Annotated in this window: 26 protein-coding genes and 2 pseudogenes; 4 read left to right on the top strand and 24 right to left on the bottom strand. The window is 53.8% G+C overall.

Features of this window, described 5'->3' with window-relative positions; all coding sequences use genetic code 11:
* Nucleotides 1-287: 287 nt before the first annotated feature.
* The 9 genes from add to FPL14_RS21685 are packed head-to-tail and all read right to left on the bottom strand — an operon-like array spanning nt 288 to nt 10,560.
* Complete coding sequence (gene add, locus FPL14_RS21725; protein ID WP_229263615.1) at nt 288-1,292, bottom strand: adenosine deaminase; 1,005 nt, start codon at nt 1,290-1,292, stop codon at nt 288-290.
* A 27-nt stretch (nt 1,293-1,319) separates the two neighbouring features.
* Nucleotides 1,320-2,462, bottom strand: a complete 1,143-nt coding sequence (ssuD, locus tag FPL14_RS21720) for an FMNH2-dependent alkanesulfonate monooxygenase (RefSeq protein ID WP_182299718.1) — start codon at nt 2,460-2,462, stop codon at nt 1,320-1,322.
* 20 nt (nt 2,463-2,482) lie between these two features.
* Nucleotides 2,483-3,925 carry a 4-hydroxyphenylacetate 3-hydroxylase family protein gene (locus FPL14_RS21715; RefSeq protein WP_182299717.1) on the bottom strand — a complete coding sequence of 481 codons (1,443 nt, stop codon included), beginning with the start codon at nt 3,923-3,925 and terminating at the stop codon, nt 2,483-2,485.
* 14 nt (nt 3,926-3,939) lie between these two features.
* Nucleotides 3,940-5,313: an LLM class flavin-dependent oxidoreductase gene (locus tag FPL14_RS21710; RefSeq protein ID WP_182299716.1), complete on the bottom strand. Its 1,374-nt coding sequence runs from the start codon at nt 5,311-5,313 to the stop codon at nt 3,940-3,942.
* Nucleotides 5,314-5,325: 12 nt separating this feature from the next.
* Nucleotides 5,326-6,693, bottom strand: coding sequence for an LLM class flavin-dependent oxidoreductase (locus FPL14_RS21705; RefSeq protein ID WP_182299715.1), 1,368 nt, complete (start codon nt 6,691-6,693; stop codon nt 5,326-5,328).
* Nucleotides 6,694-6,697: 4 nt separating this feature from the next.
* On the bottom strand, nt 6,698-7,819 hold the full coding sequence (locus FPL14_RS21700) for an acyl-CoA dehydrogenase family protein (RefSeq protein WP_182299714.1): 1,122 nt from the start codon (nt 7,817-7,819) through the stop codon (nt 6,698-6,700).
* Between the two features lie 28 nt (nt 7,820-7,847).
* Nucleotides 7,848-8,918, bottom strand: coding sequence for an ABC transporter substrate-binding protein (locus FPL14_RS21695; protein ID WP_182299713.1), 1,071 nt, complete (start codon nt 8,916-8,918; stop codon nt 7,848-7,850).
* A 34-nt stretch (nt 8,919-8,952) separates the two neighbouring features.
* Complete coding sequence (locus FPL14_RS21690) at nt 8,953-9,753, bottom strand: ABC transporter permease (protein ID WP_229263614.1); 801 nt, start codon at nt 9,751-9,753, stop codon at nt 8,953-8,955.
* A gap of 54 nt (nt 9,754-9,807) precedes the next feature.
* Nucleotides 9,808-10,560, bottom strand: a complete 753-nt coding sequence (locus FPL14_RS21685) for an ABC transporter ATP-binding protein (RefSeq protein WP_229263613.1) — start codon at nt 10,558-10,560, stop codon at nt 9,808-9,810.
* 252 nt (nt 10,561-10,812) lie between these two features.
* On the opposite strand from FPL14_RS21685, the gene FPL14_RS21680 reads away from it, so the two are divergent.
* Entirely contained in the window at nt 10,813-11,397 is a 585-nt protein-coding gene (locus FPL14_RS21680; RefSeq protein WP_182299710.1) for a transposase, read from the top strand.
* A 172-nt stretch (nt 11,398-11,569) separates the two neighbouring features.
* Here FPL14_RS21680 and FPL14_RS21675 read toward each other — a convergent pair whose 3' ends face one another.
* The 15 genes and pseudogenes from FPL14_RS21675 to FPL14_RS21605 form a co-directional block, all read right to left on the bottom strand.
* Complete coding sequence (locus FPL14_RS21675; RefSeq protein WP_182299709.1) at nt 11,570-12,454, bottom strand: 5'-3' exonuclease; 885 nt, start codon at nt 12,452-12,454, stop codon at nt 11,570-11,572.
* A gap of 16 nt (nt 12,455-12,470) precedes the next feature.
* The gene (locus FPL14_RS21670) at nt 12,471-13,661 is read right to left on the bottom strand and encodes an aminotransferase class I/II-fold pyridoxal phosphate-dependent enzyme (protein WP_182299708.1); all 1,191 of its coding nucleotides are present in this window, start codon (nt 13,659-13,661) and stop codon (nt 12,471-12,473) included.
* Complete coding sequence (locus FPL14_RS21665; protein WP_182299707.1) at nt 13,658-14,026, bottom strand: arsenate reductase family protein; 369 nt, start codon at nt 14,024-14,026, stop codon at nt 13,658-13,660. Before FPL14_RS21665 ends, FPL14_RS21670 begins: the two co-directional genes overlap by 4 nt.
* 19 nt (nt 14,027-14,045) lie before the next feature.
* A complete protein-coding gene (locus tag FPL14_RS21660) occupies nt 14,046-15,008 on the bottom strand; it encodes an RluA family pseudouridine synthase (protein ID WP_182299706.1) in 963 nt (320 codons plus the stop codon).
* Between the two features lie 3 nt (nt 15,009-15,011).
* A complete protein-coding gene (locus FPL14_RS21655; protein ID WP_182299705.1) occupies nt 15,012-15,590 on the bottom strand; it encodes a cob(I)yrinic acid a,c-diamide adenosyltransferase in 579 nt (192 codons plus the stop codon).
* Entirely contained in the window at nt 15,565-16,176 is a 612-nt protein-coding gene (locus FPL14_RS21650) for a bifunctional adenosylcobinamide kinase/adenosylcobinamide-phosphate guanylyltransferase (RefSeq protein WP_182299704.1), read from the bottom strand. The genes FPL14_RS21655 and FPL14_RS21650 overlap by 26 nt, the downstream gene beginning before the upstream one ends.
* A gap of 90 nt (nt 16,177-16,266) precedes the next feature.
* Nucleotides 16,267-16,518: an aspartyl-phosphate phosphatase Spo0E family protein gene (locus tag FPL14_RS21645; RefSeq protein ID WP_229263612.1), complete on the bottom strand. Its 252-nt coding sequence runs from the start codon at nt 16,516-16,518 to the stop codon at nt 16,267-16,269.
* 110 nt (nt 16,519-16,628) lie between these two features.
* Nucleotides 16,629-17,858 (bottom strand): aminotransferase class I/II-fold pyridoxal phosphate-dependent enzyme, encoded by a 1,230-nt coding sequence (locus FPL14_RS21640; protein ID WP_182299703.1) that lies wholly within the window; start codon nt 17,856-17,858, stop codon nt 16,629-16,631.
* A 32-nt stretch (nt 17,859-17,890) separates the two neighbouring features.
* Nucleotides 17,891-18,381, bottom strand: a pseudogene (locus FPL14_RS21635) (Lrp/AsnC family transcriptional regulator).
* Between the two features lie 148 nt (nt 18,382-18,529).
* Nucleotides 18,530-18,892: a spore coat protein gene (locus FPL14_RS21630; RefSeq protein ID WP_229263611.1), complete on the bottom strand. Its 363-nt coding sequence runs from the start codon at nt 18,890-18,892 to the stop codon at nt 18,530-18,532.
* A gap of 12 nt (nt 18,893-18,904) precedes the next feature.
* Nucleotides 18,905-19,129, bottom strand: a complete 225-nt coding sequence (locus FPL14_RS21625) for a hypothetical protein (protein ID WP_182299701.1) — start codon at nt 19,127-19,129, stop codon at nt 18,905-18,907.
* Between the two features lie 134 nt (nt 19,130-19,263).
* A pseudogene (gene cysK / locus FPL14_RS21620) lies at nt 19,264-20,171 on the bottom strand (cysteine synthase A).
* Between the two features lie 11 nt (nt 20,172-20,182).
* On the bottom strand, nt 20,183-20,731 hold the full coding sequence (locus tag FPL14_RS21615; protein ID WP_182299700.1) for a hypothetical protein: 549 nt from the start codon (nt 20,729-20,731) through the stop codon (nt 20,183-20,185).
* Between the two features lie 102 nt (nt 20,732-20,833).
* Nucleotides 20,834-21,244, bottom strand: coding sequence for a DUF350 domain-containing protein (locus FPL14_RS21610; protein ID WP_407644679.1), 411 nt, complete (start codon nt 21,242-21,244; stop codon nt 20,834-20,836).
* A 25-nt stretch (nt 21,245-21,269) separates the two neighbouring features.
* Nucleotides 21,270-23,633 (bottom strand): endonuclease MutS2, encoded by a 2,364-nt coding sequence (locus FPL14_RS21605; protein WP_182299698.1) that lies wholly within the window; start codon nt 23,631-23,633, stop codon nt 21,270-21,272.
* A gap of 114 nt (nt 23,634-23,747) precedes the next feature.
* Here FPL14_RS21605 and FPL14_RS21600 point away from each other — a divergent pair, with 114 nt between their 5' ends.
* The 3 genes from FPL14_RS21600 to FPL14_RS21590 all read left to right on the top strand — a co-directional run bounded on the left by FPL14_RS21600 (nt 23,748) and on the right by FPL14_RS21590 (nt 26,182).
* Nucleotides 23,748-24,107 carry a phage holin family protein gene (locus FPL14_RS21600; protein ID WP_182299697.1) on the top strand — a complete coding sequence of 120 codons (360 nt, stop codon included), beginning with the start codon at nt 23,748-23,750 and terminating at the stop codon, nt 24,105-24,107.
* 191 nt (nt 24,108-24,298) lie between these two features.
* Nucleotides 24,299-24,676: a cupredoxin domain-containing protein gene (locus FPL14_RS21595; RefSeq protein WP_182299696.1), complete on the top strand. Its 378-nt coding sequence runs from the start codon at nt 24,299-24,301 to the stop codon at nt 24,674-24,676.
* Between the two features lie 148 nt (nt 24,677-24,824).
* A protein-coding gene (locus FPL14_RS21590; RefSeq protein ID WP_182299310.1) for an IS1182 family transposase occupies nt 24,825-26,182 on the top strand; the annotation gives its coding sequence in 2 pieces (ribosomal slippage) (nt 24,825-25,395 and nt 25,395-26,182; 1,359 coding nt in all).
* Nucleotides 26,183-26,348 lie beyond the last annotated feature (166 nt).

Here is a 26,348-nt window from a genome sequence, read left to right as displayed (position 1 = left end):
CTCCTGCTCAACCCTGAGAAGCTGACACTGTTTATTCAGCCAATCGTACGAATAGCGGATCTGTGCACCGTTATATCGCCGATTTTCCCGCTAGTCGCACGAATACTGGGTCTGAGGACCGTTATATCGCCGGTTTTCTCGCCAATCGTACGAATACCGGATTTGTGCACCGTTATTTCGCTGATTTTCTAGCCAGTCTCACGAATACCCGATCTGAGCACCGTTAGTTCGCCGATTTTCCCGACAGTCGCACGATTAGCGGGCTGTGCACCGTTATATCGCCGATTTCAGTATAAATAAGAATCCAGCTCCAGATGCAACTCCCTTTTCCTGCCCTCGTCGCAGAAAGCCGCATCGATCGCGCGGCGCGCGGCGGCCGCCGCATCCCGACGGGTCCACTCGCATAATGAAGCAACCTTAGCCCATTCGCTGCCCTGAGTGACATCGAGCAGAGCCGGATCGTCGGTATTGACCGTCACGCGGACTCCCGCTTCCAGCAGCTTGCGAAGAGGATGCAGATCGATCGACGGATACAGCAGCACCAGATTCGAGGTCAAGCACACATTCAAGGCGATGCCCTCCCGAGCTAGCCGGGCAAGCAATTCCGGATCCTCCGCCGCCCTCACGCCATGATCGATCCGATTAACGCGCAGCAGATCCAAAGCATCCCGAACCCCTTCCGGCCCCGAGGATTCGCCCGCATGAGCCGTCGTTGCGATTCCCGCGGCCTTCGCCTTGGCGAAAGCTTGCGCGAACCGAGTCCCGGTTCTCCCCGCCGCCTGCTCGTTCCCGTCGATCGATAAGCCTACGATGCGCGGGTTCCGGTTCGCGATCATCCAATCGACGAGCGTCTCGGCGTCTTCGCCGCTCTGCGTTCGCAAAATGGACAACAACAGCCTACAGTCGGCCAATCCTTCGCCCGCCGCTCGTTCAAAACCCGAAACAATCGATGCGGCCAAACGATCCACCGTCCAATGTTTGCGCCAATGCGACGGGTTCACGATTACTTCGGCATAGGCAACGCGTTGCTCGGACATCGTACGGGCGAACTCGTAGGCGATGCCCTCCAGATCGTCATCTGATCGAATTAAGCCGCAGATCCAATCCAAGAACGCCAGGAAAGACTTCAGCCCATCGAATTCGTATAACCTCTCTGCCGGTCTAGGCAGATCGACGTCGTATTTGCCCGCAAGGTTAAGCAACGTCGCCGTCGGAATCGATCCTTCCAGATGAATGTGCAGCTCCGCTTTAGGCATACCCGCCAGCCAATCGGCGTCTATCTTGTCCGTCATGGCTTATTTCCTCCTGCCATCGCGGCGTTAACGAGCGTTAGCTTTCGGAATTTCGTTGTTCGCGATCATTTCGCCGAACGGGCTAATATAAGAATTTCCTTTACTTTTCTCTTGCCTGTCTTTAAGCGGCAACAAAGGAAATAAAAGTTCCGCGGTCCGGTACGCTTCCTCCAAGTGCGGGTATCCCGATAGAATGAACGTCTCGATCCCGATGTCCGCGTAAGCTTTCATCCGGTCCGCGACCGTCTTGGGATCTCCGACTAACGCCGTTCCCGCTCCGCCGCGAACGAGTCCGACGCCGGCCCATAGATTGGGGCTGATCTCCAAGTTCTCGCGACGTCCCCCGTGCAAATTCATCATTCTACGCTGACCTACCGAGTCGAACCGATCCAATATTTTCTGGGCGCTGGCGATCGTGTTCTCGTCCAAATGGCTAATGAGCTCATCGGCCGCTTTCCAAGCGTCCTCTTCTTTTTCCCTGACGATGACATGCAGCCGGATTCCGAACCGCACCGTTCTTCCTTGTTCGGCCGCGAGCTTGCGAACGACTTCGATCTTCTCGGCTACTTGCTCCGGCGGCTCTCCCCATGACAGGTAAACGTCGACGTGATTAGCCGCTACTTTGTGTCCGGCGTCCGAGGAGCCGCCGAAGTATAGAGGCGGGTACGGTTGTTGAACCGGCGGATACAGAACTTTGCCGCCTTTGATCTGAATATGCTCGCCGTCCAAATCGATCTCTTCGCCTTGAAGCGCTTTGCGCCAGACGGTCAGAAATTCGTCCGTCATCGCGTATCTGGCATCGTGGTCGAGATGAAGGCCCTCGCCCGCAAGCTCCACCGGATCTCCGCCGGTCACGACGTTGATCAGCAATCTTCCGCCCGATATCCGGTCGAACGTCGACGCCATTCTCGCCGCGATCGTAGGCGACATAAGCCCCGGACGCACCGCGACAAGGAACTTCAGCCTCTGGGTCATCGGAATCAAAGCGGAGGCCGCGATCCAAGGGTCCTCGCAGGATTTGCCGGTCGGCAGAAGCACGCCGCCGTAACCTAGGCTGTCCGCGGCTTTGGCGATCTGAGTCATGTAATCGAAATCTACCGCTCGCGCTCCGTGGCCCGTCCCCAAATATTTGCCGTCCCCGTGCGTCGGAATAAACCAAAATACTTCCATGTCGCTCACACCTTCCTTGACTAGCGCGATTGACGCAAAAGCTTCCATATCGGATCGACTAATGCGGACTTATCGCTGCTTAAATATTGATTGGCGAAGCTTCTTACCGGATCTCCGGCGTAGAATCGCTCATATAGTTCGTGCCTGGAGCCGAGCTGGCTGCCGAGTAGATCCCAAGCCAGCTTGAACAGCTGCACCTTGTTTTCCGCGTTAATGGATACCCCTTCGAAATAACGATTCAGCAGATCGCTAAGCGGGCCGTCGAACTGGCTCATTTTCGCCGGCGTCTGAACGAATCCGCCCGCGCCGACCTGCTGCAGGATTTCGATCGCCCTAGGGTACAGCTTCGTTCCGATGCTTCTCGCCGTATCGATGTACGAAGCTTCGGGCAACCACATGCCCGTCGACGGATCCGCCTTCGCCTGCGCTTCGGACGCGATGACGAGCGCCTTGATCGTATCGATCTGGGTGATGAGCTCGCCTAATTTCTCCTGAACGTGCAGGAAGCCGTTAACGCCGATCGCATCCGCGACCGCGAAAGTTACTCCCGTGACGAATTCCAGCTTCGCGACGAATCGGACGATCGTCTGGTGGAACGCGAGCGTATTGGAGGGAACGTGGGATCTTAATTTCCACACCGCATCCGCGTCCCCGTTAATGAGCACCCGTTCCCAAGGCACGAGCACCTCGTCGAACAGGAGGACGGCATCCATCTCGTCATAGCGCGAGCTTAACGGATAATCCCGCACGCCCGCCTCCGCGAACGACTCCCTGCAGACGATGTGCAATCCTTTCGAGCCCGCGGGTACGATGATCGCATGAGCATGCTTGCTATGGCGGGCATCCAGCTTGTTGAAAGAGAAGATCAGAAAATCGTTCGTATAGGGGGCGCCCGTGGCGATCATTTTAGCTCCGCTTAAGACGATGCCTTCCTTCGTCTCTTTGACGACGTGCAAATATCTATCCGCGATGCGTTGATCGTCCAGCCCTTTGGATCGGTCGATCTGCGGATCGAGCAAGGACGTCGTCAAGAACAGATCCTTGTCTCTCGCTTCCTCATAGTAAGCCGATATTTTCGCTTCCAGCTTCGAATCCAGCTTTCCGAGCTGTTTCCGCGAACCGTACCAGCCCGTGACGAGAGAACGGGCGTAATCGGACAGCCGGCTCATGACGCCGTTCGTTTCTTTGGCCCAATAGGAGAAAGCATGGCTTCTTCTGGCAAGATCCTCCGCGCTATACGGAACGAGAAAAGAACTATGCGCGTACTTGTCGCTCCCTTCCGCCGGATACCCGACATGATCCCTAACCTTAACGTCGTCCAACAAATCGAATAGCCGGCTAATCGTATTCAGCGTACCCGCGAATGCCGGATGGGAAGGCAGATCGCTCACTCTATCGTTATCGGCCCAGACGTTGCGGCCGTCGTTCAAGCTGTCCAGGAATCGTTTTCCTCTGAAGGACATACCCACTCACTCCTTTATCGTATAGGGCGACGGAACGCCGCCCCGGGATGCCTGTCCGGAAGCCGGCTAATCCCAGGGCCGAACAGCTTCTCGCGCATCGTCCCCTTCTCGTACTCCGTCTTGTATAATCCCCGTTCCTGCAAGATCGGAACGACGAGGTCGATAATATCTTCCAGGCTGCCCGGCGTAATCAGATGGGCCATGTTAAACCCGTCGATTCCCGTACGCTCCACCCATTGCTGCATCTGATCGGCGACTTCTTCGCCCGAACCGAACAGAAGCGCGCTTCTTCCGCCGATCTTCGTAATCTCGTCCACGACTTCCCCGACGTTCATCCTTTTCTCCGACATCGTCGTGAACCTGGCAACCGCCGCTTGACCGTGATCCGATGCATAGTAGGATAAATAATCGGAACGATCGTATTTGGACAGGTCGATTCCGCTAAACCCGCCGTACAGCACTTGCGGAGCTTCGTCGCTGCGAATCGCCGTATACTCTCGGAACTTCTCTTCCGCTTCCGCGCGGGTGCGCCCGACGATCGAATTGATCGCCATGAATACCTTCACGTCTTCCGGCTTGCGACCGTAAGAGACCGCTTTGGCCCGAATATCGTCCACGTAAAATTTCAAGCTCTCGAAGTTATGGGCATCGATGAACACGCATTCGGCGTGTTTCGCCGCGAATTCCCTTCCTCTGGCCGACGTGCCCGCTTGATAGAGCACGGGCGTGCGCTGAGGAGAAGGCTCGCTCAGATGCGGCCCCGGAATGTTATAATATTTGCCTTGGTGGTTAATCTCGTGAACTTTGGCAGGGTCGGTATAGATGCCCCTCGCAGCATCGCGAATAACGGCATCGTCTTCCCAGCTCGCTTCCCACAACTTATAGACGACTTCTAGATATTCGTCCGCAACCTCGTATCTCTCGTCGTGGGTGACCATCCGGTCCAACCCGAAGTTCAACGCCGCGCTCGGCAAAAATGAAGTCACGATGTTCCAGCCCACGCGCCCGCCCGTCAGATGGTCGAGCGTCGACATCCGCCTGGCATGCGCGTAAGGCGGCTCGTACGTCGTCGGAATCGTCACGGCGAAGCTAAGATGCTCCGTCGCGTAAGCCATCGTAGGAATGATCAAAGACGGATCGTTGACCGGCGCTTGAACCGCGTCTCTCAGCGCGGCATCGCGACTTCCGCCGAAAATGTCATAGAATCCGAGCACGTCCGCCAAAAACAAGGAGTCGAATTTCCCCCGCTCCAGCAGCCGCGCCAATTCCACCCAATAGTTCAAATCTTTATAGCGATGGCGTTGGTTCGCCGGATGCTTCCACAATCCGTGAGCGCTATGCATGGCGGTGTTCATGTCGAAAGCGTTCAGCAGTATTTTTTTCCCCATCGTCGCATTCCCTCACTTGTATCGGTAGCCTGCGCCGGGATGCCGTTCGGGCAGCCGGCTTTGTCCGGCTCCGAACAGCTTCTCGCGCATCGTACCTGTTTCATACTCCGTTTTATATATCCCGCGCTCTTGCAAGATCGGAACGACGCCGTCAATGACTTCCTTTAAGCTGCCCGGCGTGACGAGATGACCGAGATTAAACCCGTCTATGCCGGTTTTCTCCATCCAAGCCTGCATCTGATCGGCTACCTGCTCGGCCGAACCGATCAAGACGACCGCTCTGCCCCCGATTTTCTTAACCGATTCGATAACTTCTCCGTACGTCATCTCTTTGGGAGACATCTTCGTATACCTGGCCAGCACGGTTTGTCCATGATCGGTAGATCGATAGGTTAAGATCTGATTCGGATCTCCCTTGGACAAATCAATCCCCGTATACCCGCCATAGATCGCTTGCGGCCCTTCCTCGCTGCTTAGCGCGGTCAATTCGCGGAATTTCTCTTCCGCTTCCTTGGCCGTTTCGCCTACGATCGTGCTAAGCGCCATGAACACCTTGATATCGTCTGGACGCCTTCCGTAAGCAGCGGCTTGCGCCCGGATATCGTCGACGTAAAACTTCATGCTCTCGTAGGAATGGCCGTCGATGAACACGCACTCCGCATGCTTGGCCGCGAAAGCGCGGCCTCTAGGGGATGCTCCCGCTTGATATAACACCGGCGTGCGCTGCGGGGAAGGCTCGCTCAAGTGCGGACCGGGTATGCGGTAATGCTTGCCTTCGTGATGGATCTCATGAACCTTCGACGGGTCCGTGTAAATTCCGTTAACGGCATCCCGAATAACCGCGTCGTCCTCCCAGCTTCCTTCCCACAGCTTGTAGACGACTTCCAAATACTCGTCGGCGATATCGTATCGCTCGTCGTGACCGATCATCTCCCGCAGCCCGAAATTCCGCGCCGCGCTCGGAAGAAAGGACGTCACCACGTTCCAGCCGATCCGGCCGTTCGTCAGATGGTCCAACGTCGTCATTCTTCTGGCATGGGCGTAGGGTTGCTCGTAAGTCGTTGGGACCGTGACGGCAAAGCTCAAATGCTTCGTCGCGTAAGCCATTGTCGGGATAATGAGCGAAGGATCGTTAATCGGCGCCTGGATGGCGTCCCGAAGAGCGGCATCCCTATTTCCCCGGAAAACATCGTAAAAACCGTATACGTCCGCGAGGAACAATGCGTCGAACAGTCCGCGTTCCAGCAATTGCGCCAGCTCGACCCAGTATTTCAAATCCTTATACCGATAACGTTCGTTTTCCGGATGTTTCCATAAGCCATGCGAATTGTGCATGGCCGCGTTGATATCGAAGGCGTTAAGCCTGATTTGTTTGGCCATGGGATTAATCTTGCTCCCGCACGTTCAGCTCGTTCTTGCCGACGAACAGCTTGCACAGCTCGCTGGAATAAGCCATCAGCCCGCCTGCCTGCGCGTCGCGCAAATGACGTTCGAACGGCAGCGCCCGCGTGAACGCAAGGCCTCCGCCTACGCGCAATCCGAGATCCGCGACGTCTTTGCCGATTTGGTTGGCCAATATTTTCGCTTCCATCGAGACGACGATCGTCTGCTCCGACCCGGCATCCGCCAACTCCAGCAGATGCTCCGCCAACAGCTTCGCCGCCTTCAGCCTGACATGGATTTCCGCCGTCTCGTATTGGATCCATTGCACGTGGGACAAAGGCTTGCCGTCCGACAGCTTCTTCCCTTCGGCTTGCGCCTTCAACGCGTCGTATGCCGATTGCGCGATTCCGAGCGATAGCCAAGGAAGACCGAGGGCAATGAGATTCTGGCGGTTGGAGACGACTTGCCCGAAACGGTTGTCGGCTTTCAGGCGGGTGCGATTAAACCCGATCAATTGGCTTCGCGTGCCTCGCATGCCTAACGCATCCCATATTTCGTGAATCTCGACCGTCTCGTCGCGCTCTACGCCGAAGAACGCCGGAGCGCCGTCGATGCTTGCGTTTATGAGGAAAAAGTCGGCCCACTCGGAGCCGGATACGAACCGTTTGGCGCCGTCCAAGCTCCAATCCCCGTCTCCGAGCGGCGTCGCTTCCTGAACCGGATTCAGGAACAGATTCCCGGAAGATGGCTCGCTCAAGGCATTGGCGAACCGTTTGCCTAGCTTCCATTGTTGCAAATAATAATCCGATCTCTCGGGATTGGATAACGTGATAAGAGATTCCGCAGCGGAAGTGTTCATCAGCCATACGCAAGCCGTTGACGGGCATCCTCGCGCGATTTCGAATACGATACGCCCGAACGTCGCGTACGAGATGCCCGCTCCGCCTTTCTCTTCCGGCAATATCGCCGTATCCAAGCCCCGCTCGAACAATAAACGAAGGTTATCCTTGGGCAGCTCTGCCTTTCTATCCGTCTCCGCCGCCGTTAAGGCGAACCGCGCCGACAGCTCGACCGCCAGATCTATCCAATATTGTTCCTTCGTTCTCGAAGACAGGGTACTCATAGGCTTATCCCTCCGTCATGCTTTCTCGTTATTCGGGCAAATACTCCGTTGTAAACGCTTCGTTCACGTCGACGTCTTTTTTGAGCAAGCCGACTTCTAGCAATTGTTTTTTGTTTTCTTCCCAACGGGCTTCTTTCATGACGCCGAAGCCTTCCGTTGCCGCGTCTCCGCCCGTCACGTACGGTTTGTAAGCAATCGCCTGCTCGTTCATCGCCGCGATCGGCAGATCCTTGTTATCCTCGTGGATTCGAACGTTGATCTCCTCGGCATGGTCGAAGTAGTACGCCCAGCCTTTCTTAACCGCTCTTAAGTAGGCTTTGACGACCTCCGGATTATCCTTCAGGAAGCTTTCCGAAGTAATGATCGTAATCTCGTAAGGGTCGTAACCCGACTGGGACAGCAAGAACGGTTCTGCTTCAATTCCTTGTTCTTTCAGAGTAATCGGTTCGGAAGTCGCGAATCCGTGCAGCAACGATGTCTTATCTTCCAAGAACCGTACGAGCGTGCCGTCCGTCACTTGCTCTTTCAGCTGCAGGTTATATTTTTCCTTAACATACTCGTATGCCGGAACTCCCGGAACGAAGAACGCCGTGCGTCCGTTCAAGTCTTCGAATGTTTTGATGTTCTGGTCTTTATGGAAAATGAGCGCTTGCGGCGAGCTCTGAAGCACCCCAGCCACGGCTACGATCGGAAGGCCTTCTTCGCGGTTTTGCAATACCGTATCGGCTTTCGCGAATCCGAAATCCGCATTTCCCGTAGCGACGATTTGTCTGCCGTTCACTTTCGGTCCGCCGGATTTGATCGTAACGTCCAGGCCTTCTTCCGCGAAGTAGCCTTTTACCAAAGCCGCATAGTCGCCGCCGTATTCGGGCTCGGCGAACCAGCCTAATTGAACCGTGATTTTGCGAAGCTCTTTGGACGCTTCCGGCGAAGGAGTTTCCGCGGGGGCCGCTGCTTCCGAGGCCTGCGAAGACGAAGACGCGGATGCCGGGGCGGCGGCCGTATCTTTCGAGTTCGAGTTCGAGTTTTTGCCGCATCCGGCAACGACAACGATTGCCAATATCATGATTGCGACGAATTGAATCGGAGTTTTTTTCATTTCTCATCTATCCTTCGAATGGGGGAATTTAAGATTAATCGATATCCGTCCTCAGCTCTGATTCATGCCAAGAGCCGAGAAGCTTCCGGGAAAGATAACTTACGAGTTGGTAGAAAGCGATGCCGAGAAGCGAGGCCATGAGCCCGCAAGCGAACAAATAGGGCGTCTGGATACGCATCGCCGCGTAAGTGATCGCATAGCCTAAGCCTCCCTGGCCGCCGCCTACGCCGGCGACGTACTCTCCGACGATCGCGCCGATGACGCATAGGGAACACGAGATTTTCAGTCCCCCTACGATGTAGGGAAGCGCAGCCGGGATGCGCAGTTTCCACATCGTCTGCCACTTCGACGCGTTATAGAGATGGAATAAGTTCTTCAGGTTCTGATCCGTCGAGTTCAGTCCGATCAGCGTGTTCGATAGCATCGGACAAAATCCGATCAGGAAAGCGATGATCACGATCGACCTTAACCCCGCGTCGAACCAAATGACGATGATGGGAGCGACCGCTACGATCGGAATCGTCTGCAAGACGATTGCGTACGGATAAATGCTTCTCTCTATCATTTTGGAGCTCGCCAATAGGATTGCCCCGAGCACGCCGCCGACTACCGAGAACAGAAAGCCTAAGATCGTTTCGAGAGTCGTCGTATATACCGAGCCGAGCAAGCTTCTCCAGTTGGCGGCGACGGCTTCGGCGATGTCGGAAGGCTTAGGCAATAAGTATGCCGGGATTCCGGCCTGCCCGACGACGAGCTGCCATAAACCGACGAAAAGCACGAATGCGGCTATCGGCGGCAGATAACGGTTCAGCGTACCGGATCTAAGAGAGTTCATAAGGAACAGCCTCCTTTCGCGTGGAATGTTCATGAGTGACGATCGGATCGGTAGTCAATGTCTTAACGATTCGCTGACAAGACTGACGTATCGGCTGAAATCTGGAAGCTCGCGAAACCTTTCCCCGCGCGGATACGGAACGTCAATCGAAATCTCATTGGAAATGCGGCCCGGCCGAGGAGTCATGACCATGATGCGATTGGACAAGTAAACCGCCTCGAACGCATTGTGCGTGACGAACAGGATCGTCATTCGCTCGGTTTTCTGCCAGATCGTCAGCAGTTCCTCTTGAAGCGTCTGTCTCGTGATTTCATCCAGAGCGCCGAACGGTTCGTCCATGAACAAAATCCGGGGTTTGGCTACCAACGCCCTGGCGATCGACACGCGCATCTTCATCCCGCCGGAAAGCTCGCGCGGCAACGCCTTCGCGTAATCTTGCAAGCCTACTAACTGCAATACCCGCTCCGCTTCTTCCAACTGCCGTTTACGAGGTTGCTTCCTAAGCTGCAAAGGCAGCGCGATATTATCTCTAACGGAAACCCAAGGCAGGAGCGTCGCCTCTTGGAACACGCAAGATATCGAATTGCTTCTCCTTGCTTGCTCGGGCGTTCCTCCGAGAATCCCGATTTGTCCCGAGGTCGGGCTCGATAACCCGGCCGACATGCGGAATATCGTAGATTTCCCGCAACCCGACGGACCGACGAAAGAGACGAATTCTCCTTCATGAATGCTTAGATTCGCTTCTTGAACGGCTATCGTTCCGTTCCGGTACGTCTTCGAAACATTGTTCAGCCCTAGAACTTCCACTTGCGCACCACTCCTTGCCGACAACTGCGTTAGTTATAGTCAACAGTCTTCCAGTTTGTCTGGTCAGCATTGCGTCCCTAAACGACGATGTATCGCCGCAGGATATTAGGAATCTTAATCCACTTAATTCCTATGTGTCAAGTAGGATTAATGCTTGAACTTTGCTCGGACATGCACTAAAATGAGGTTAAAAATGAGCCCGCGAGTCAACGAAAAAGATGAAATTCGGACCACGGAAAGGAAGATATAAATATGGCGACTACTACCCGCAGAAGGTTCACGCCCAGTCAGAAAGCGCTCATTATATCCAAGCTTCTAGAGGAACCAATCAGCATCGCCGAACTGGCGGAAGAGCATCGCATACATCCTCTTGTCCTGACCCGGTGGAGAAATCACGCCGTACAAAATCTAGCTAAGCTGTTCGAGAACGACCATAAAAAAACGGAGAAGCTTAAGTCCTCGTACGAGCAAAAGATCGAAGAAATGCAAGCCGAAATCGACAAGCTGAACCTGCAGCTCGACTGGTTGAAGCAAGCGACGATCTCGAGATTATCCAAGGAAGACCGCAACGAGTTCGTCAACAAAGACGAGACGAACCTACCTATTCGAACGCAAACCGCCCTCCTCGGACTCAGCCGCTCCACCCTCTATTATCAAATGAACCATTCGTCTTCCCGCAAATCCAAATTCATAGACCCTCTAAGCGAGATGAGGCAGCTGCCGCTTTACCTCTTCGCCGGGTTAAGCGCGGATCAACGCAAGCCGTCCCGCGAATCCGAAGTATCCAAACTAAAAATTCAAAACGGTTGGATGGACGTGTTCGGAGGGTATCATTAAAACTTATTTTTCGCTCTTTCGTGTCCAATGCATGTTGCTGACGAAAGGCGTACCCAACGCATGAGCGAGCGCTCATTCGCGAAAAAAATTTTTTTTGAGTTTGTCCAAAACGTCAAAAAAACCGGAGGCAGACATCGTCCTCCGGTTTCATTGCGTATTCAAGTATATAAGATTAGGATACCGCGATTAATCGGTTTACTTCTTTCACTAAACTGCTGAATTCAAGCTGCTCGAATAACGAAGCGATTTGGGCTTGATCGGGCCGCCAGAGACACTCGTCCGGCAAACAAGCAACCGGCGCGTCGCACGTAATCGTGGCCAGCTCGCGGCAAAGGTGCAGCATGTCCAGGTCGGCTTCGATCTTCGCTTTAATGCCTTTGGGCAACTGATGGAGATTGTCGAGAATGCCGTCGATCGATAGGTATTCGACCAGCAGCTTCGTCGCCGTCTTCTCCCCGATCCCTTTGACGCCCGGATAATTGTCCGAAGTGTCGCCGATAAGGCCCTTCAGGTCGATAAACTGCTTGGCGGTCAATCGCTTTTCTTCCAGCAGCTTCACGGAATCGTAAACCGCGTAGTTGGAAGGTCCTTTTTTCATGATCACGACCTGCACCCGTTCGTCGACCAGTTGGAGCATGTCGTGATCTCCGGTCAGCACGAGCACATCCAAATGCGTGCTTAGCTGCTTGGATAATGTGCCGATGCAATCGTCCGCCTCGTAACCGACGATGCCGATATTCGGAATATTCAAGCCGCTAACGACTTCTTTCACGAGATCGAATTGCGGGATCAAATCCGCGGGAGCTTCCGGGCGATTGCCTTTGTAATCCGCGAATTTCTCCGTCCGGAACGTTTTGCTCCCCATATCCCAACAACAGACGATGTGCGTTGGATTAAACGTCTTGCAAGCGTCCAGCAAATACTTGACGAAGCCGTATACGGCGTTCGTCGGCAAGCCCGCTTTCGTCTTTCGGATATACCCTCCATAGGAATTGGCGTAATATCCCCGGAACAGCAAAGCCATCCCGTCGACTAACAATACTTTCTCATCTGCCATCGCTTCGTACTCCCCCTCATCTCTCCGGTCGCGCGGTTCGGATGAACGCGCCAATACGTACCGCCGCTTCCAACAACATCTTTTCGGGCTCGACTAGAGCCAATCTCACGTAACCTTCCCCGCGTTCGCCGAACGCGTTGCCCGGAATGGAAGCCACTCCCGTCGAAGTGAGCAACGCCTGGGAGAACGTCCGCGACGACCAACCTTCCGGGACGCGCGCCCACAGAAACATCGTCGCTCTAGGCGAAGGGACGTTCCAGCCTTGCTCACGCAGCGCTTGAACGAATACGTCTCTGCGTCCTTCATACAAGCCCGCAATCGGCTTAGGATCGCGAATATCCATTTCCAACGCGGCAATGCCCGCTTCCTGACTCCCCAAGAATACGCCGAAATCGATATTGTTTTTCAACGCCCGCAAGGAGGCTAACGCGTCGCGGTTGCCTACCGCGAAACCAAGCCGCGTTCCTGCCAAATGGTACGATTTCGAGACGGAATGAAACTCGATCGCGATATCGATTGCGCCGGGAATTTCGAGAACGCTTGGCGGACGCAAGCCGTCGAATGCCATTTCGCTGTATGCATTATCGTGGACGAGCAGAACGCCATGCTTCTTCGCCGTATGTACGGCGCGTTCGAAGAACGCCAAGTCTGCCGTCGCCGACAAGGGATTGCTCGGGTAATTCAAAATCATGAATTTGATCTTATCCCACGTCGCCTGCGGTATAGCCTCGAAATCGGGCAAATATCCGTTCTCTTCGAGAAGAGGCAATGGAATCGCCTCGACGCCGGCGACCGCGAGTCCCGCTCCGTAAACCGGATAACCGGGATCAGGAAGCAACGCCGCATCGCCCGGGTTGCTTACGGCCAGCGGTAAATGGGCAAGCCCGTCTTGCGTTCCCATTAAAGACAGCACTTCCGCATGGGGATCCAAGCTCACCCGGAAACGATGCTCGAACCACTTCGCGACCGTTTCCCGGAACGCCAACGTTCCTTCCGTGCCCGGATACCGATACGTATCCGATCGGAGGCTTGCAGCCGCCAGCACCGACCGCAATTGCTCCTCCGGAGGCCGATCGGGACTGCCGATATCCAAATTAATGACGGATAGGCCTTTGTCGCGCGCTACCCGTTTCCACTCCGCCACTTCCGCGAATATCGCGGAGCCCAACCGATCAAGGCGATCGGACCGAAATTGAAACTTCTTCATAAAACGTACCACATCGGACCGAAATCTTGCTCCCGGAAACCAATGGATACTTTGGTTCCGTTCGTGACGATCGGTCTTTTGATCAGCATGCCGTTGGAAGCAAGAAGATCGATTTTCTCTTCTTCGGACATGCCCGGCAATATATCTTTTAATCCCATTTCGCGATATACCTCGCCGGAGACGTTAAACCATTTTCCGATCGGCAAGCCGCTCTTGGCAATGAGTTGTTTCAGTTCTTCCGCGGTAGGAGGAGTCGTCTTGATATCTTGCTGTTCCAGTTCGTAACCCTGCTGTTTCAAAGCTTTAATAGCGCTCTTGCAGGTGCTGCAGGTCGGCAAATGATAGATCTTTAAGCGTTCGGCCACGTCCAACAAACTCCTTTGGTTATTGATCCACTAGCTTATTTAACTCTTGCTCCAGCCTCTTCATGTCTTCGGGCAGTTCCGCCTCCAGCTCCATAGGTTCGCCGGTTACCGGATGCTTGAAACCTAGACGGGCGGCATGAAGCGCTTGCCGGGTAATAACCTCCGACAACCTCGCCGCAAGCTCCGTCTCCTGCCACTTCTCGACCGAATAATAGCTGTCTCCGATAATCGGACAGCCGATCGAGGTCATATGCACCCTGATCTGATGCGTTCTCCCCGTTCCCAAGCGAATGTCGACCGCGCATGCCTGATCGCCGTAAGTTCGCGTTACGTGATAGAACGTGAGAGAAGGCTGCCCGTCCTCCCGAACGACGCGACGATGCGGATCCTCCGTCTGCCTGCCGATCGGCGCGTTAATCTCTCCTTCGGATGCGGGCGGCAGGCCGTAGACGAATGTCCGATACTCCTTCGTTACCGTACCTTCCATCATCTGGGCGGACAGTTGCTGCTGCGCGAGCGGATGTTTGGCGATGACGACCAAGCCGGAAGTATGCTCGTCCAAGCGGTGGACGGGGCGAAATCGGATTCGTTCCCCGCGCTCGTGCCAATAGTGCATGACTCCGTTGGCCAGCGTATGGAGATAGTGCCCCGTCGTCGGATGTACGATAATGCCGGCGGGTTTGTTCAACACGAGGAGATGGTCATCCTCGAATACGATATTCAACTCCATCGGTTGCGGGAGAATTGTCTCCGATTGTTCCGCTTCCATGCGAAGGCTGATCACGTCTCCCTCGGAGATGGTATGGTTCGGCCACACCTTCTGTCCGTTCACGGATAAGCCTTCGTCGGAAGTTTTTAATTTAACCATGAGACGACGCGAAATCCCGATCCGCTTGCGCAGGACGTCCCGCAGCCTTCGTCCTTGGTCGGACGCGGTGGCGACGTATTCGATCGGAGCGTAATATTCGTTCTCTGTCGTCATGAATCAAGACCTCCGGCGAAACACGGGCGCGCCGCGTTCATACTCGACGTCAAGAAGCCCAAGGCGGGCATTCGCTGCCCGCGCGACGGTAAAGAAAAAATCCGATAGCCGGTTCAAATATTTGCGAACCTCATCCGGGCAAGGCTGCTCTTCAGCCAAGGTAACGACCCTTCTCTCCGCTCGTCGGCATACGGTCCGGCACACATGCAGCAAGGAAGCGGCTTCGCCGCCTCCCGGTAAGATGAACTTCGTAATCGGAGGCGTCTGAGCTTCGTAGTGATCGATCCAGCCCTCCAGGCGTTCCGTCATGGACGGCGTAACTTTCATCTTTTCCGGCTCCGGGTTCGCATAGCAGAGATCCGAACCGCAATCGAACAATTCATGCTGAATGAGTGTAAGACGTTCCAGTAGATCTTCCCAATTCGCTGTCGTTTCTCTCGCCAATACGGATGCCGCCTGCCCGACGAAGCTGTTTAATTCGTCGATCGTCCCGTAGGCTTCCACTCGCGTGTCGTCCTTCTTTACGCGTCCGCCGATGACCGATGTTTTGCCCTCGTCACCGGTTCGAGTATAGATTTTCATCTCCTGTAAGCCCCCGTTTCAATCGATAACCTTTTACTTCCGTAGCCATTCCTGCCGTCATGCGATATAAGATCGCGCTCCCGTCCAACAACGCGCGGTTCGCGGCAGCTAATCGATAGGCATATTCCGTATCCCGCGGGCTCATCGATAAACCCGACGCCGCTTCTTCCGTGACGACGATGACTTTCCCTTCGAAGGAAAGAATGGCCGCTAATACGGCTTGCCATTCCTCATCGATTCGATCATCCGCGTTCGGCGACTCCGGCTCGACCCTGCGGTACAATCCGCGCAGCCAGCCGGATAAACCGTCCACTACGATTACGCGACGGTCCGCCCGGAAAAAGTTCGATTCCAGGTTGATCGCGTTCAGTTTATTCGCCAAAGTCTCGTCAGCGTCCGAATACGTCCATGGAAACACCGAACGAATTCCTTTTCTTTCCTCCATAGGTCCAGGTCCATACCCCGAAGCCCGATCCGGAAAAGGGGGGCACGACAGCCATATGCCTTCATGGCCCACGGTCATAGCCAATTCTTCCGCGAACGCCGATTTGCCGGCGCCGATTCCTCCGGTGATTAACCATCGCATGGACGTGCCCCCCTCCCTTTCCTTACGTATGCTAACTATAGCACAAACGCAATTGCCCCCTAAAGCGAAAAAAAGAGGCCGGCGAACGAATCACCGAACCCCCTCCCGACTCAAGAGTACTTGTTTCATATATTCGTTAATTTTAAGATCCAGTTGGCGGCTAAGCTCCATGACTGAATCGGCGATTAAGGAGTGCTCTTGCAGGAATGTTTCCGTCATTGCCTTGCGCAATCTATCGATCTCTTCCACTAAATCCGCCACCCCGTTCGGGTAATGAGAAATGATGGATGCATCGGCGTGTAAAGACGACATAGATATGGAATTATGTTCTGCCGCAGCCATGTACATTCCCCCTTCTCATGACGAAAAATCGATTCTCGGCGGGTTGAAAACCATGGTTATTATAGCAAAACACAATTAAAATGAACACCATTTTTGAAAAATTGGAATTATTATTCCAAGGTTCTCAAAAACGAATGGATTCGTTCCAGCGCTTCCGTTAGCTGGGAAACCGACGTTGCATAGCAGCAACGGAGGAATCCTTCGCCGCCTTTGCCGAAGACGTGTCCCGGAACGGCGGCGACCTTAGCATCGAGCAGCAATCTTTCCGCGAACTGCTCGGAGGTTAATCCCGTTGAACGGACGGAAGGAAACGCATAGAACGCGCCTTGCGGCTCGTGGCATTCCAGCCCCATCTCGCGGAACCCTTGAACGACGAGACGACGTCTTTGGTTATACGACTCCATCATGCGATCCTTCTCTTCCAGACCGCCTTTGGTTAAAGCTTCCAATGCAGCGACTTGCCCCATCGTCGGCGCGCACATGATCGTATACTGGTGAATTTTGAGCATCGCGCTAATCAAATCGGGATGACCGCACGCATAGCCCATGCGCCAGCCGGTCATCGCGAACGCTTTGGAAAAACCGCTGACGAGAATCGTGCGATCCTTCATGCCGGGCAACGACGCGAAGCTGGCATGGGTGCCGTTAAACGTCAGTTCCGCGTAGATCTCGTCGGAAATGACGATCAGATCGTTCTCTTCTACGATCTTGGCGATCGGCAGCATCTCTTCGTAAGTCATGATCGCGCCGGTCGGGTTGCTCGGATAACACAATACGAGAATTTTCGACTTTGGCGTGATGGCCGCTCGCAAGCTCTCCGGAGTGAGCTTGAACTGGTTCTCGGCGAAAGTCTCGATTCCTACCGCTACCCCGCCGCTTAACGATGTGATCGGCGAGTAAGAAATGTAGCAAGGCTCGGGCACGAGAATTTCATCGCCCGGCTCGATAAGCGCGCGAAGCGCCAAATCGATCCCTTCGCTGCCTCCTACCGTTACGATCATTTCCTTAGCGGGATCATAGGTCAAATGGAATTGATTGTATAAGTATTGTCCGATCGCTTCGCGCAACTCAAACAGTCCCGCGTTCGGCGAATATTGCGTCTTCCCTTTTTCAAGAGAATATACCGCGGCGTCCCTCACCCGCCATGGGGTTACGAAGTCCGGTTCGCCAACCCCGAGCGTGATGATGTCTTTATCTTTGCTGGCGCTAACCAGATCAAAGAACCGCCGAATTCCCGAAGGCGGGATCGCGCGCGCGTGCGCGGCAAGATATTGTTGCATTCCGCCGCTCCGTGGACGCTCGATCTGCTGGATTTGCGGCTTTTCCTCATCTTTTATCATGGGGCATTCTTCCTTTACGATGGACTGCGAATTTATGGAGATACGAGCAGACGATGATCGTCTTCGAATTCTTCGAAAATAATGCCGTCTTGTTTGTATTTCTTAAGAATGAAAAAGCTCTTCGTCGCGATAACCGATTCGATCGTAGATAGCTTATTGCTCACGAAGGAGGCAACCTCTTTCAGGTTCTTCCCTTCGATCTCGACAAGCAGATCGTAGGCGCCGGACATCAGATAGACAGATTTCACTTCCGGGTACAAGTAAATGCGTTCCGCGATGTTCTCGAAGCCGCGGCCTCTCTCCGGCGTGCATTCGACCTCGATAAGCGCCGTTACCTTCTCGTCGTCAACCTTGCTCCAGTTAATAACCGTAGCGTATTTAACGATGACATGGTCCTGCTCCATCTCCGCGATCGCGCGGAAACGCTCGCTTCCTCTGCGCCCAACATCGTAGCGATCGTTGCGGCAGACAAACGGGCATCTTCCTTGAGCAGATCCAAGATGCTTAATTTGAATTCGTTCATCGTGATCCCTCCTGAATTACTCTTCATCATACATCAAAAACAGGCAGTGTGAAAAGTTAAATCGGTTAAGCCCCTAAAAAATCCCCGCGTCGGCAATGTTTGCCAACCGGGGATTGCAGCCGCGATCGCTCGCCGGCCTTGACGGTCGTTATTGATAAGCCGGCATCGATGGATTGCTTGCCTGATTCGGGGGAATATGGCTTTGCGCCGTTTGCGCTTGCTGCACGAACTGAGACGTTTTTTGCTGCGTTTGCTGGTATTGCTTTAATTGCTTATCGAGCTCTTGCTTCAGCGCGGGAGAAGAGGCATTATACATATTGTTTTGCGACATCGCCGTGTACAACTCGCCTTGCATCGTTAGCGTGTTGTTCAGCATTTGCGTGAACATTTGCCGGATTTCCGGACACACGCTTTCCGTAGCCGCCGTCGCGAATTCCCTCGTCACCCTCTTAAGATCCGAGAGAATGCCCGAAGCCACGTCCTCGTCAGTTAGAGCCGGTTTATTGAACATGTTCATCCTCCTTTAAGATTGAGGTTGGGCAGGAGCCATCGATTGATGCTGTTGAATCGTATTGAGCAAAGTCCCGTAGTGCTGCGTGTGCACTTCGACCATATGGGAAAACACTTGCTGAAGCTGTACGTTCGACATCGTCGCGGCCGCTACCGCGCATTGCTTGATAAGCAGATCTTCATTAGACATGGAGTCGGCGACGTATTCCAATTCCTTAGCAGTCATAGCTTGCACCATATCCCGAATTCCCTCCTGAACGATCGTTTGGACATCAGGTTGTAGTCTGTCATGATGCGCTTCCGGTTATGCACGCGACAACAAAACGACAAAGAAACATCCGCGTAGCCGCGGATGTTTCTTAACTCGGTCGATCAAAAAATATCCATGCTTAAATAGCGTTCTCCCGTATCCGGAGCAATGCAAAGCACCCGTTTGCCCGCTCCTAGGCGCTTGGCGATCCGAATCGCCGCCCAGACTGAGGCTCCCGAAGAAGGGCCGACCAATAATCCTTCCGTTCTCGCGAGCCTTCTCGTCGTTTCCAGCGCATCGTCGTCCGATACTTGGATGATTTCGTCGTACACGGATGTATTCAGGATTTGGGGCACGAATCCCGGACTCGTTCCCACCAGCTTATGCGCGCCCGGCTGACCGCCGGACAACACCGGAGAGCCTGCCGGTTCGACTACCGCCACGTGCAGGTTAGGAAGTTTCGCCTTCAGCGCTTCGCCGGTTCCCGTGATCGTGCCGCCGGTTCCGGACGTCGCGACGAAGGCATCCAAGAGCCCGCCCGTTTGCTCTAAGATTTCTAGAGCCGTTGTCGTTCGATGAATATCCGGATTGGCCTGTTCTCGAACTGATTCGGCATATAACTGCCGGGATTATCCGCGATAATCCGCCGCGCCTTGGCAATGGCGCCCGGCATGCGCTCCGCAGCGGGCGTCAGTACGACTTCCGCTCCGTAAGCGCGGAGCAACGAAATTCGCTCGGCCGTCATATTGTCCGGCATTACAAGAATTAGCCTATAACCTTTGGCCGCGGCATACATAGCTAGTCCGATTCCCGTATTGCCGCTCGTCGGTTCCACGATCAAGCTTCCGGGAACGATCAAACCGCGCGCTTCCGCATCGATCAACAATCCGGAAGCCGCGCGATCTTTTACGCTGCCGCTCGGGTTCATTTTTTCCAGCTTAACGAAAACTTGCGCGTCCTCGGGTCCCGTCAGCCTTTGCAATTGCACGGCCGGCGTGTTCCCGATCAACTCGATGACGGACTGAACCATTCTAGTCATGCTTAGTACTCCTCTTTGCGTCTTGTTGAATGTTGGCTCAAACTTCGTACGATCTGATGCCTATGGGCATCGCCCAAGAAGGATTGCGTCGTAAAGCAAGACGGGCACACGTACAGCGTCATCGAGAAGGGAGCTTCGAGCACGGCGTTGCCCAATGCTTCCGTCACCTTAGGGCGATATTGCTCGGGCGAAACCCGTTGTTCCCCGGCTTCAATCATATATTCGCGGCAAAGCGGGCATTCGGGTACCAGTTCCTGTTCGTTTAACAGCGATTCAACCGTCTCTTCGAATAGTTGTAGCTCGTCGTCCGTTTCCAACAACGAATCTTCTTCCACCCAGCTCAAGATTTCGTCTTCGGACGATAACGCGGAAACCTCTCCCTCTTCATCTTCGTCTTCGTCATCGTAATCGTCCTCGTTGCCGCCGATGCTAAGTTTTAAAGTGCGGTAACCGTCCAGTTCATTATCGCATACCGGACAATATTTCTCGGGCTCCTGACCCTCTTCTTGAATAATCTCGCTTTGACACCACGGACAAATCACGACAGCCATTACGCGTTATACCCCCCTCATATATAAAATACCGATTACTACGAATAAGATAGCCAGAACCAGCAGCGTTCCCCATAAATATTTCACGTTTCATTCCTCCGATTAAATAACGGCCGCTCCTATGATATAAGAAAGGGATACGGATAACACCAAAGCGAGAAACCCGACCGCACGGTTATCTTTCTCGATCTCGTCGTCGATCCGGAACACCGGGGTCAAAAATTCGAACAAGAAGTAGGCGACGAGAAGCAGAACGAAACCGATCGCCGCCCACATAAGGCTGTGATAGATCGTATCGTTGGCTTCGATCGAGAACCTGAAAATATTGCATATCCCGAATATTTTCCCGCCCGTCGCCATGGCAACCGATAAATTTCCTTTGCGGATCTCACTCCAACTATCGTATTTCGTCACCCATTCGAAGCACGACAGGAACACGATGAGCGCCAGAATTCCTACGGAGAAATACGCCAGAACCGCGAAAAAAGGATGGGACATCAAGGAATCGACCATACCCTTCAAAACTTACGACCTCCCGTTAATGAAGCTCGGCCACGGACACGCCCGCGCCGCCTTCCCCGAATTGGCCTAACCGGTAGCTTTTAACATGTTTATGCCGACGCAGGAAATCCTGAATTCCCGTTCGCAAAGCGCCCGTACCTTTGCCATGTATAATGTAAACCTGTCCTAGGTTAGATAGAAATGCCTCATCGAGAAACTGATCGACTTCCATTAGCGCTTCGTCCAGCATCATTCCGCGCAGATCGAGCTCCGTTCGAATAGTCTCGTCGCGGGAACGCTTGACGATCGTCGCCTGGGCTGCAGGCGCTTTGTTCGCCGCGGCTTTGCGGATAGGCTCCAGATCCGCCAGAGCCACCTTCATCTTCATGATTCCGAGCTGCACGACCGCTTCGGAGTTGCCCGTCAGTTCGACGACATGCCCCTTCTGTCCGCCCAAGCTATGAACTTTGACTTCATCGCCCGCCGAAATTTTAGCCGCTTTCGCCCCGGTACCTTTATTCGGTTTGGCGACCGGCGAAGGCACCGCATCCTCCAGGCGGCGCCTCGCTTCGATTAGCTTATGCTCCTTAACCGAAGCCCCTTCTTCCATGGCAAGGCGCCGCAGATCGGATATGATCTCTTCGGCTTCGCGTTTCGCTTTCGCGATCGCAAGGCGCGCTTCTTCGCGCGCGCCTTCCAGCAGCTTCGCTTTTTGCTCTTGAAACTTAAACCGCTCGTCCTCGATGTCTTTCTGAAGTTTCTCGACTTCGCGGCGCAGCCTTTCCGCCGTTTGGCGCTCCGATTGCGCGCGAAGGCGATCTTCCTCCAAGGAAGCGATCATCGAGTCGACCTTAAGCTCATCGTCGCTTACCTCGCCGCGCGCGTGATCGATAATGCTCTTCGGAAGGCCCAGCCTCTCCGCGATGGCAAACGCGTTGCTTCGTCCAGGAACGCCTACAAGGAGGCGGTAAGTCGGGCGTAACGTGGCCACGTCGAATTCCATGCTGGCGTTAATAATCCCCGGCCGGTTGTACGCGTAAGCTTTGAGCTCGCTGTAATGCGTCGTGGCGATTAACCGGCAGCCTTGCTTCTGCAGATGTTCCAAAATGGCTATCGCCAGCGCGGAGCCTTCCGCGGGATCGGTCCCCGCTCCCAGCTCGTCGAGCAGCACCAGGCTTCGGCTCGTCACTTGCCCCAGCATCGAGATCAAATTGGTCATATGGCTGGAAAAGGTACTTAAGCTTTGCTCGATGCTTTGCTCGTCGCCGATATCCGCGTAGATCCCGTCGAAGACGCACAACCGGCTTTCATCCTCGGCGGGAATAAACAAACCGGACATCGCCATCAGGCTTAATAAGCCGATTGTTTTCAAGGATACGGTTTTCCCGCCCGTATTGGGTCCCGTTACGATAATGGAAGAGTATTCTTCTCCCAGCGCGATATCGATCGGAACGGCTTGCTTGATGTCGATCAACGGATGGCGCGCTTTCCGCAGCTGCAGCTTACCCTCTCCGTTCATTAACGGAAGCGTCGCGGATAGCGCATTAGCCAATGCCGCCTTGGCAAAAATAAAATCGATCAAGCCGAGAATCTCCGCATCGCCGGACAACAGTTCTGCTCGTTCTCCGGTCTGCTCGCTCAATTTGCGCAGAATGCGCTCCACTTCGTTCTGCTCTTTGATTTTCAATTCCCGCAGCTTATTGTTCATCTGCACGACGGCTTCCGGTTCGATGAACAGCGTGGCGCCGCTTCCCGACTGATCGTGGACGATGCCTCCGAAGTGGGAACGGTATTCCTGTTTCACCGGGATAACATACCTGTCGTTGCGCATCGTAATCAGCGCATCCTGAAGCATCTTCTGAACCGAGCTGGAGCGAACGAGACTTTCAAGCTTCTCGCGGGCGCGGCCGGCGTTGATCCGAATGTCCCGTCGAACGGAAGCCAGCTCGGGGCTAGCCGAATCCAGCACTTCTCCTTGTTCGTCTACGCAACGGCGGATTTCGTCCTCCAGCGCTTTGAAATCGGTGAGCGGCTCGCATAGATCGCTCAACAACGGGAGCTCGGTTTCTTCGCCCGCGGATGAGATAAACCGGCTTAGGCGACGGGAACCCATGATGAACTGGGCAACCTCCATCAGCTCGGGGGGCTGCAAAATCCCTTGCAGCTTGGCTCTGTACAAGGATGCTCGAATATCCGTTATTCCTCCGAAGGGAGGCGTTCCCTTCAGCATGACGGCGCGAACCGCTTCGTCCGTTGCGGCTAAACGGCGTTCCACGATAGGAAGCTCGCGGGACGGAGACAGCTTCTCCGCCTCTTCCCGTCCGAGGCTCGTTGAGGTCAACCCCGTGAGCCGATGGATGATTTTATCGTATTCCAATGTATGTAAGGCCTTGTCGTTCACGGCGAAATTCATCTCCTTCGCCTTATATTATAGCCGAATCGATCAATCTTGCGAAACCTTCCACTCATACGGTTTAAAACTAAGGATACACTAACACTCAAGGAGGTCGATAAAATGAATTTTCTAGGCACCGTTGTTCGCTTTATCGTCTCGGCCATCGTTCTCATGGTGGTGGGATGGTTGGTCCCTCAATTTTCGGTTGGCGGTTTCTGGAGCGCTCTCATGCTCGCGATCGTCATCGCCGTATTGGGCTGGATCATCGAAGGCATCTTCGGCAAAAAAGTCACTCCGTTCGGCCGAGGAATCGTCGGGTTTCTGTCCAGCGCGCTCGTGATCTGGTTAGCGCAGTTTGTCGTGGGCCACGTTCATGTATCCGTCATCGGCGCTTTGCTGGCCGCGCTAGTGATCGGGATCATCGATCTGTTCATCCCGGTGGCGACGCCATACGAAGCAGGCCGGCGCAGCCGGAGCTAAATCCGTTAGTCGAACGCGGCGCAAACAGTCTCTTTGCCGATGGGCGGGGAGGCTGTTTGTTGCGTTCATTTTGATATTGTCATTTTTCCGACATGGGTTGCTCAGCCAACATATGGTACAATATTGCTCGTCAGGGGCGGACTTTACCATTAGGAAGCCATCTGCCTAATATGAAAGTCGGAGGGACTTGCATGCAAAGAAAAATCGCGTATTTTCTAACTCTAACGGCATTGGTGCTGGCGCTGTCGGCGTGCGGCGGCAACAACAAGAATACAAACGAAGAAAGTGCTCCATCCCCCGCTGAATCCGCTTCGACGGAAGTCGTCATCAAGGCGAGCAGCTGGGAATTCGACCAAAAGGAATATGCCCTTCCTAAGGATACTCCCGTTAAGCTGACGGTCGAAAACTTGAGCGGCGCCCACGGCATCGAGATTATCGGGCAAGATATCAAAATCCGCGGCAACAAATCGGAAGTCGTTACATTGCCCGCAGGCACGTACGAATTCAAATGCAACATCATGTGCGGCAACGGACACGGCCAAATGGTCGCGAAACTTGTCGTAAGCTAACGTACTTATGCTGAAAAGGCTATCCCCGAGGGATAGCCTCAGGCTGTCGAGAAAGTCTCGACAGCTTTTATTATGTCTAAATAGTTTAATACGACACCGCGTTAATTTGGTATAATAGATTTAACTATACCGAACGGATGGTGTTTCCATGCTTCGTTCTAATCGCGATAAACAACAGAACTATGAATTTGTTTCCATCGAAGATCTTGTTCCCGCCGATCACATGCTTCGAAAGATCGATAAATATATCGACTTCTCTTTCATCGATGATAAGGTACGCCCACTTTATTGCGAAGACAATGGTCGTCCCGCTGTTGATCCGGTCGTACTCTTTAAGATGATTTTTCTGGGCTACTTCTATGGCATTCGGTCCGAACGGCAGTTGGAGCGAGAAATCCAGACTAATCTTGCTTATCGCTGGTTCCTCGGCCTCGGATTGACTGACCGCGTGCCGGATCATACGACGATTAGCTGGAATAGAAGAACACGGTTTAAGGATACAACTGTATTTCAAGATATCTTTGATGAAATCGTCTTACAAGCGATCTCACACCGGATGGTCGGCGGAAGAGTCCTTATTTCCGACTCGACTCACATCAAGTCCAGCGCCAATAAACATAAGTACACCAAAGAACAAGTACAGCAAAATACGAAGGCGTATGTGGACGAGCTGAACGCCGCTGTTGAAGCTGATCGGAAGGCGCATGGAAAAAAGCCCTGAAACCTAGAGAGGAGGTGAACGAAGACAAGGAAGTGAAGGTTAGTACCACCGATCCCGATAGCGGGTATATGGTTCGGGACGGCAAGCCGGAAGGCTTCTTTTATCTGGACCACCGCACGGTTGATATGAAGTACAATCTCATTACCGATGTCTTTGTCACGCCAGGTAACGTACATGATTCGATGCCCTATCTCGAACGATTGGACCGTCAACGCGAAAGATTCGGTTTTCAGGTAGAAGCAGTAGCATTGGATTCAGGTTACCTCACAGCACCGATCTGTAAGGGGTTGGACACGCGGAAAATCTTTGGCGTTATTGCTCACCGCAGATTCCATCCTACACAAGGCCTGTACCACAAACATGAATTTAAGTATGATGCCGAGCGAGATCTTTATATTTGTCCGCAAAAGCAGGAGTTACCGTACAAAACGACAGACCGACATGGTTACCGACACTATGCTTCTGATCCGCAGCAATGCGCGTCATGTCCGATGTTAAACAAGTGTACCCGGTCACAGAACCGCCGAAAAGTCGTGACTCGGCACGTGTGGGAAGAGAGCAAAGAGCGCGTGCGACTTAACCGGCTGAGCAAGTCGGGCAAGAAGCTATACCGCAAACGAAAAGAAACGATTGAGCGAAGCTTTGCGGACGCCAAAGAGCTCCACGGGTTTCGCTATTGCCGTTTGCGAGGACTGCGAAATGTGACCGAGCAAGCGCTTATGACTGCTGCTGTACAGAATATGAAGAAGATTGCCCTCCATCTGGACAGGAGGGAAATGGGGTAATAATCTCCCCAGATCCCCCTTCTTCCAGGCACCTAAATAAAAAAAGAAACCCAATGTCTAAAAAGATGTGGGTTTCTCGACGATCTGAGGCTATCCCCGAGGGATAGCCTTTTTTTTGCGACGCCGTTGATCGTTTTGGCGACTAACTCGCTCCGCGGCGCGCTCC

It is taken from the genome of Cohnella cholangitidis (assembly GCF_014107495.1).
Classification (GTDB): Bacteria; Bacillota; Bacilli; order Paenibacillales; family Paenibacillaceae; genus Cohnella; species Cohnella cholangitidis.
Note: the sequence above shows the minus strand (reverse complement) of the source record. Positions and strands in the feature narration are given on the sequence as shown.